The following is a 7,509-nucleotide window of genomic DNA, read 5'->3' on the forward strand; positions in this document are numbered from 1 at the left end:
CCCACCGAATACCCCACATAAAAATCCTCAGCATAAAAATTCATTGGAAAACATAGAGACAGAAAAGATGTGAAAAAAAGAAAGGCGTTAGTGGGGTCACTAATTTACCCCACAGAAATAAGTCTTTTTAAAATCGAATTTGCGCTAGCTGGAAACGTTTCTGACTTTGCGTTCAATGAGCTGGCCGTTAGCATCAAAGTAACGACTAGGCCAGATTTCTGAAGGGTGTATTCCGAGGTAATCTGCAATAATCCATTCGCCTTTCGGCCACGGACGATTTAATACATTTGCTAGTGTAGAAGAACTCAATCCCGCTTCACGAGAAACAGCCGCCAAGGTTGTACCACGCTTACGCAATGCAGCAATAATATCGGCTTGATGCCAGTCATTTCTAACGTTATTCATTCCTGCTACCCCTTCCATTAATTAATCATTGATGGTGGCGATTCAGACAGGGTTTGCAGTACCGGGGACGATCGTTCCGGCTCGGCTGGTTCCACTTAATCCCAATGCCTGATTGCTCAAACAAGGTGAGGTTTCCAGTTTCTCCCTGCCTGCCATGCGGAAAATATTACGCAATGTAGACATTTCATTTTGTACCGTTCGTTTAGCAATCCCCTGAGATAAACGGGCATCAACGTAATGTTCCACATGCTTGGCTTTTAAATGGCTGAGACTTTTAACCTGAATATTCAGGCTCAATAACAACGCGCCCAAACGCCCTGCAATCCGAGTGCGATCATGACAGGTTTTATGGCTACCTCCCCCTTGTCGGGCGAAGAATTTCATTTCTTTAATCAATCGGCTCATCTGCTTATTTCTCCCTAACCTTATACCTGACAACATGCAATCTCTGGCGCGCGACAATGCTGACAAAACAGGAAACACCTGCTTTGTCCTTGACGGATATCTGTGCGCCAGAGTGAACGCGGGTTGAGGTATTGCGGGGTATCGGTTGAGTACGCTGTACTGCCGCCTGAATAAACAGGTCATCCCCACCGGCAAGAAGCCAGCCTCGATATCGTCAAGTTCTCCTTTTGATGCTTTTTTAATCTTAAATTGCAGTGTCAGATGCACCGCGCTGTTAAGCAGGCGTGAGCCTGTAATAGCCATGTTGTCCTTTTGCTGCGGCGTCACTTTCAGCGGTAAATCTGCAAAAAGTGACGCCTTAAGCCCCGTAAACGGTCAGCAAAAGTCGTGCGAGCATTGAAATGCCAATAAGCACAGAAAAACGCCGCAAGGTAAAGTGTCAAACGATAGCAATAAGCTAATTGTTTAGTGTAGGAAACCGTCCACTGAATATCTCAAGCAGACATAGCTAACCCGAATTCCGCTTAAGCCATCACTGGAAAATCGTCTTCTGAGTAGAAATTTTTAAGTGATGGCTTTTTCAATTTAAGGCAGTAAGCAATCACACCCCCTAAAACAGTTAACAGAAATCCTTTTATACTTCGGTGGCGCGAGTGTTCTATTTGAGAAATGATTTTTAATTGTCCATTAATTGTCTCAATGATAAAGCGCCTTGATAACATTATCTTATCCCATTCAGCTTGCATGTGAGCTTTCATATTTCGGCGCTTTTGGGTGATGAAAGTGATCCCCGTTTTAGCTAAATCGTCAGCCAGCTCTTGGCTGAGATAACCTTTATCACCATAAAGAGAACCCGTTAATTCTTTTGTTAATTCGCGAACAGGTTCTCGATCATCCACATTACCCGCCGTCACTTTAAGTGCCAGAATTTCCCCCTGATGGTTTATAACCAGGTGCAATTTGAACCCGTAAAACCAACCCATTGAGGTTTTTCCTCGTTGCGCTATCCCTTCAAAGACTTTATGGCGGGGAATCCGGATGTTATGACAAACGCGCAAACGCGTGGAATCAATAAAAGCAATGCCTGTGGGTTTTCCTTTTAATTGAGTCAGATAACTGCATAGTGGCATCAAAACCAAAGGGACAACACTGATAAAACGGGGATAACTGAGCAAAGCGGGAAAATCGTTGTGATGATATTTCCAAATCTGTGCCAGATAAAAATGTTTAAAATCACGGTAATGTGACAGATGAAAGAGGATCAAAATGGTCATGATTTCACTGGGATACATGCGACCTTGTCGGCGACGTAGACGGTATCCGTTATCAAGGCAAAACTGCGTCCACTGAGGGATGAAAAAACGGCAAAAATCGGCGACATCGCAGAAAATTTCAACTAAGTTATTCATAGCCTGTTCCTCCCCGGAGCTGTTTTCGGCGTTCACCAAAACTTTGCTCCCGGAACAGGCTTCTCGTCAATTTCTTATCCAGAATTCGGGTTAATTAGGCTTGACGGCATTCAGCGAGCGCTTGGCAATCTCTACCCCGCTTTCAGGGTAGGCGGGCAAGCTGGTGATGGTGATTTCCCTCAGTTCCGCTTCTAAAACGGTTCTGATATACGGTTCTTGCCCAATATCCCACTGATCTTTCAGTGCCCTGAACCCAAAGGACATACCGGAAATATCACCACGTTCAACCAGTATCAGCACATCGCGCCCCAATTGGGTATCAGGCGGGGTTAACTCGAAGCGTAGTCCGGTGGTATCTTCGCTAAGCTGCAACGTACCCGATGTGGTATGGCCTAACAGGTTTATGTGATCATGTTCATACAATGCCCTGACATCAATCCCCAAAGTTAAGCTGGCGCTAAAAGCATTTGGGGCAAACTGTTCAACAAATTCATCCCATAAAACGTGGGATCGGCTGTTCCATTTCACCACGTAGCCGGTGAGTTTTTTTTCACTGGCAGAAAGTAAAGCGGTGCGGATTTCAAAATCATTCTTCATATTATGGACTCCAAGACTGAAAAGGGGCGTTTTGCCCCTCTTGCTTATTTACTGGCTGTTTTCACTTCCAGTACCTTAATCGCGTTGGAATCCACCAGCCCGCCACCCAGATATTTATCCGTATGTACCTTATAAAATCCCGGCTCGGTGATATTGTCGGGACGGGTACGAATACTAGTTTCGTGGTCAACGATGAAATAACCGCGTTTGAAGTCGCCCAGACCAATCACCTCATCCGGCATAAATTCAAGGTAGTAGACAGGCAAGCCCTATAACATATCGGGATCACCCGCCTGTAAACGTTCCCGCCAGATATAATCCCCATTGCCATTTTTCAGCTTCTGCACTTGGGCGGCAGTCGTGGAATTCATCACCCACACGGCGTTCTTGCGGTATTTATTCTTAAGCAGGAACTTAAGATCAATCAGGCTATCGGCCTCAAGCGTAGTGGCTTCCAGCTTTTGCAATGTGCCAAAATCACGCACCTTGTCGGCTTGGGTGTCACGAGGGTAAGACAGGAAGCCTTTCGCTTTTTTGCTACCGTCACCGCTAACAAGATCGGTTTCTTCGGTATCAACAAACGTATCTGCGATCTCAGACGTCAGCCAGCCCATGATATCCACATCGCTAAAATCGATAATCTCTTGGGTAGTTTTAGGATAAGCATAAATCGGAAACAGCTTGATGCTGACCTCTTCCATTTTGGGTGTAGCAGTCTCACTACGTGCCTTGCCTTCTTCTCCGTGGGCTACGGCTGCGCCACCAACTGAAACAAGCTGTTTATACTCATTGCTGCGCGTGGTTTTGATAGCACAGATTCGGCGCATAACGGATTCATCAGCCAGTTGCTGCATGATCTGCTTGTTCAGTTCTGGAATAACGGTATAACCGCCGTCTGCTGGGACACTTGTAGATAAAGAACGAGTTTCACCCGTCAGAATATAATTGCGCAGTTCATCATTGCTGAGTTTGCTATTGGTCGGCTGGTTTTTGGCTTGATTGCGTTCTTCATCAGACAATGCCTCATAACGAGCAATTTCCGTATTCAGAGAATCAGACTGATTGCGTATTTCGTCGAATTGTTTGGCTTCATCGGCAGATAAAGAACGTTTTTCGTCTTCTGCTTTAGTAAGCAATGAGCGCATTTGATGGGTTAAATCGGATTTTTGTTGGCGTAATTCGAGTAGTTTTTTCATGGTGTTTTATGGTTAATTTATTCTTTTCAAAAAAGAATTTTTAACACCATGAAAAATAATATGAAGCTATCTATTCATGATGGGAAGTCACACAATAATATGGATAGAAAAGGAAATCATATAATTATCTCAGATAATATCTTTTATCTTCTACCAGATCACACTCTAAAAAACACTTTAAGATGTTCTGTAATATCTCCTATATAAAATCACATTAACTCATTGTTATAGTTTTAATTTTAACGATTAATACTCTTTTTACTAACTGCATACCCTGTTATTATCTTATTTAGATTAATGTATAGATAACTATAAAATATTTCCTTTGACCGAAAAAATGAGTAGTATAGAAAGAAAAATTATTTCTTGAGAAAATTTTCAGCAATTAAATTAGATAATTATTAAATATTTCACATGGCTACTGGAGTATGAAAAATGCATGACCAAGACTCGTTAAACCAATATATAGATAAAATTCAATCAAAAAAGCAAGATAACATACAATTCAATGACATAAGAATGGATATATCAAATTGCAAAATAATACTCAACCATTTTAATGCAAGATATCCAGATATGAATGCTCATAACTCCATTATAAATGTACATGATTTTGCTAATTACATAAAAGAATTATGTTTAGATAATAATAAACACAAAAGATTTATTATTAACGCTGGTGGTGGTAAAACGCACTTCGCTGCCGCCAATGTTTTTAAAGATATGAAAAATAATATTTCCATCATTTTTATTGATTCAAGTTTAGGGAAAAATCAATTTATTTTTTCTATATTACACTTCGCCCTTAACAATATATCAAATATAAAAAAATTTATATTTACAACCAAATACAAAATAGTGAGGAAGATTGTTTACTTTTTTCACTTCATTTTTTGAAAAAGATGTATAAATATAGTGATCACTTTGTAAGTCTTCATGAAGATCTTTTTAGTGAGAGAATAGAATTTATTAGAGAAAATAATGCAACTTTTAATCCACCAGCAGTACTTGAGGATGATGCATTAAAGACAGCTCATGTTGTATTTTTTGATCAAGCAATAAAACTATTACCTATTGATTTTTTTAAACATGCACAGTCAATGAAGCCAATTAATGCTTACTTAGAAAGACATTCTGATGAAATCAGTAAAAAAGTAAATAAGTGGGAAGGAGGGGAGACATTGATAGACAGATATAATCGACATAAAGTGACCCGTATGATTGACAAAAAACAACGAACCTATAGTAGCTCTATTGAAGAAAAAAGACTTAGTCTTGCACAGGCTGCGCTACGTTGGCTTGGTGAATAATTAAAAACAGTAAGTGATATCGATAAGTTTATAATATCCCATATCTTGAGTTACCTCTTTGACTGGGAAATTTCGAGAGAGGAATCATTTTTTACTGTTACAAGTCCATATCTAAAGTGAAATTCATATTCAATAAGGTTAGTTTGATCAAGGATGAAAATAAATTTGACCTTGCTTCTTGCCTTTTAACGATAAATAAATGATGGGTGACACCTTGTCTCCCGTGATCTGACTTCCGATAAATATCAGATGAATGAAACAAGATACAACAGGATTATTTATGTATTCCAACATGAGTAAAAATCCATCAATAAAATTGTGATTAACGTCTGTTCTTAAATGAAATCAGATAATTAACCTGAGGTTTGCTTAAGAAGGGAACTAAGTGCCTGAGGCACGATCAACGTTTTTGTCAAAGAAAACAAAATCGTGGAGATCCTCAGGCATGTCTAATTTAGAAGAACTTTACTGCTGCGTCGATGACTTTTGCCAAAAATTTATTCCTCTCTGGCATCAACAGTTAATTGAAAATGGCTTGCTCAAACGTCGCCGCGAAGCGTCCCTTTCTCTCAGTGAAGTGATGACGCTCCTCATTTTATTCCACATGAGCCATTATCGTGATTTTAAAACGTTTTATATTCAGCATGTCAAACACTATCTTAAAGCCGATTTTCCCAGGTTGGTCAGCTACACCCGTATGTTAACCTTAAAGCAAAGGGCGCTCATTCCTCTATGTGCTTTTTTTTCGTCACGCAAGGCTGAAACCCAGGGGATCGCCTTTATTGATTCAACCAAAATTGCTGTTTGTCACAACCTCCGTATTCCCCGTCATCGCGTATTTGAGGGCGTCGCACAGCGAGGGAAAACGCGTACAGGCTGGTTTTATGGCTTTAAACTTCATTTGGTTATCAATGATTGTGGTGAACTTTTAGCGGTTAAGCTGACCTCAGGAAATAAAGATGATCGTCATCCCGTCAAAGCACTGGTACAAGGGTTAACAGGATGTTTGTATGGCGATAAAGGGGATTTGTCACAGGCCTTGTGCGATGAACTGGAAGCAGAAGGAATAACGTTAATCACTCATGTCCGGAGTAACATGAAGGCAAAAGCGTTATCTCTCTGGGATAATCTGATGTTGAGAAAGCGATTTTTGATAGAAACGGTCGTGGATCAGCTCAAAAACATTTCTCAGATAGAGCATTCAAGACACCGTAGTCAGCTCGGTTTTTTATTGGAAATCGTCGCTGGCTTAATTGCTTATACATTCCAACCTAAAAAACCGAGCTTGAATTTACGGGATTGTGATATCGCTATTTTTAAACGAAGCTGAGGTTAGATTAATCTTTCAATCAATGACCTGATGCTTTGGATGATATAGAAGCAGACAAGGGCAATGATATAGGTTTTAAATTTTCATAAAGCTATAAATATGAATATAACCTATTGATATTAAAAAATTCCCGCTCGGTGATAGAGAATAAGAAAAATCCGTTACACAACACGTTGACGTTAATAACGTATCAACAATTACTGAGCTACGAACATAGACCTGTTGTATTTATCTGGTATGGCTGGCCGTTTTGAGAAAGGAGAAGTTGTTACAAAATCGTCCGTGAGTACCCGGGCAAATTGCACTGGACGCTATTTTGCCATTACTTGCATCATTGCAAGTGCATAGTCTCCCCCAGCATGAATTTATTAAAATTTTTAGCTTAATCAGATCTCGTTTGGCATCCACAAAAAGAACAAATCAAATAACGTGTTGTAAAAATACATATACATATGTACTTTGCGATTTGAAATATCTCAGAGAGAAATCACCTCATTATTGGCTTATACAGCAAAAAACTCCCTCAATTTGATGATTATTCATAGATAAATCGCAAAATAAAAAAATATATCGCTTTTCAAAAAGTATCCAAGCCGATCCATAAAAAACTTATCTATTTGTTTTTACTTGAAAAATATAACAAATCACCTTTTATTAAACGAGATATCTCCTTCATTTTAAATAATCTCGAAAGTACGAATGAACTCCAATTTTAGATAAATTAAAAGCCCATTTAGTAGAAAAGGTAACAATAAGTAATATTTTTAATGAAAACTTGGCAAATCAACCACAATAATCAATTAAAATGTTTAAATGTTTTTATATAATCCAAATCAATAAAATTTGATTAAAAAACA

6 protein-coding genes and 2 pseudogenes are annotated in these 7,509 nt (G+C 39.3%); 3 read left to right on the top strand and 5 right to left on the bottom strand.

What is annotated here, in order from left to right; all coding sequences use genetic code 11:
* Positions 1-144: 144 nt before the first annotated feature.
* The 5 genes and pseudogenes from PSI14_RS03055 to PSI14_RS03075 form a co-directional block, all read right to left on the bottom strand.
* A complete protein-coding gene (locus PSI14_RS03055) occupies positions 145-405 on the bottom strand; it encodes a helix-turn-helix domain-containing protein (protein ID WP_273574341.1) in 261 nt (86 codons plus the stop codon).
* 72 nt (positions 406-477) lie between these two features.
* A pseudogene (locus PSI14_RS03060) lies at positions 478-810 on the bottom strand (phage integrase N-terminal domain-containing protein); the annotation flags it as partial.
* Between the two features lie 524 nt (positions 811-1,334).
* Complete coding sequence (locus tag PSI14_RS03065) at positions 1,335-2,219, bottom strand: IS982 family transposase (RefSeq protein ID WP_273574342.1); 885 nt, start codon at positions 2,217-2,219, stop codon at positions 1,335-1,337.
* A 90-nt stretch (positions 2,220-2,309) separates the two neighbouring features.
* Positions 2,310-2,816 (bottom strand): HK97 family phage prohead protease, encoded by a 507-nt coding sequence (locus PSI14_RS03070; protein WP_273574343.1) that lies wholly within the window; start codon positions 2,814-2,816, stop codon positions 2,310-2,312.
* Between the two features lie 44 nt (positions 2,817-2,860).
* Positions 2,861-4,012, bottom strand: a pseudogene (locus tag PSI14_RS03075) (phage major capsid protein).
* A gap of 435 nt (positions 4,013-4,447) precedes the next feature.
* On the opposite strand from PSI14_RS03075, the gene PSI14_RS03080 reads away from it, so the two are divergent.
* The 3 genes from PSI14_RS03080 to PSI14_RS03090 all read left to right on the top strand — a co-directional run bounded on the left by PSI14_RS03080 (position 4,448) and on the right by PSI14_RS03090 (position 6,652).
* A complete protein-coding gene (locus PSI14_RS03080) occupies positions 4,448-4,909 on the top strand; it encodes a YopJ family acetyltransferase (RefSeq protein ID WP_273574344.1) in 462 nt (153 codons plus the stop codon).
* On the top strand, positions 4,906-5,322 hold the full coding sequence (locus PSI14_RS03085; protein WP_503016449.1) for a YopJ family acetyltransferase: 417 nt from the start codon (positions 4,906-4,908) through the stop codon (positions 5,320-5,322). The genes PSI14_RS03080 and PSI14_RS03085 overlap by 4 nt, the downstream gene beginning before the upstream one ends.
* A gap of 445 nt (positions 5,323-5,767) precedes the next feature.
* Entirely contained in the window at positions 5,768-6,652 is an 885-nt protein-coding gene (locus tag PSI14_RS03090; protein ID WP_273574346.1) for an IS982 family transposase, read from the top strand.
* Positions 6,653-7,509: the final 857 nt, after the last annotated feature.

This window comes from Xenorhabdus anantnagensis, from assembly GCF_028598555.1.
GTDB classification, from domain to species: Bacteria; Pseudomonadota; Gammaproteobacteria; order Enterobacterales; family Enterobacteriaceae; genus Xenorhabdus; species Xenorhabdus anantnagensis.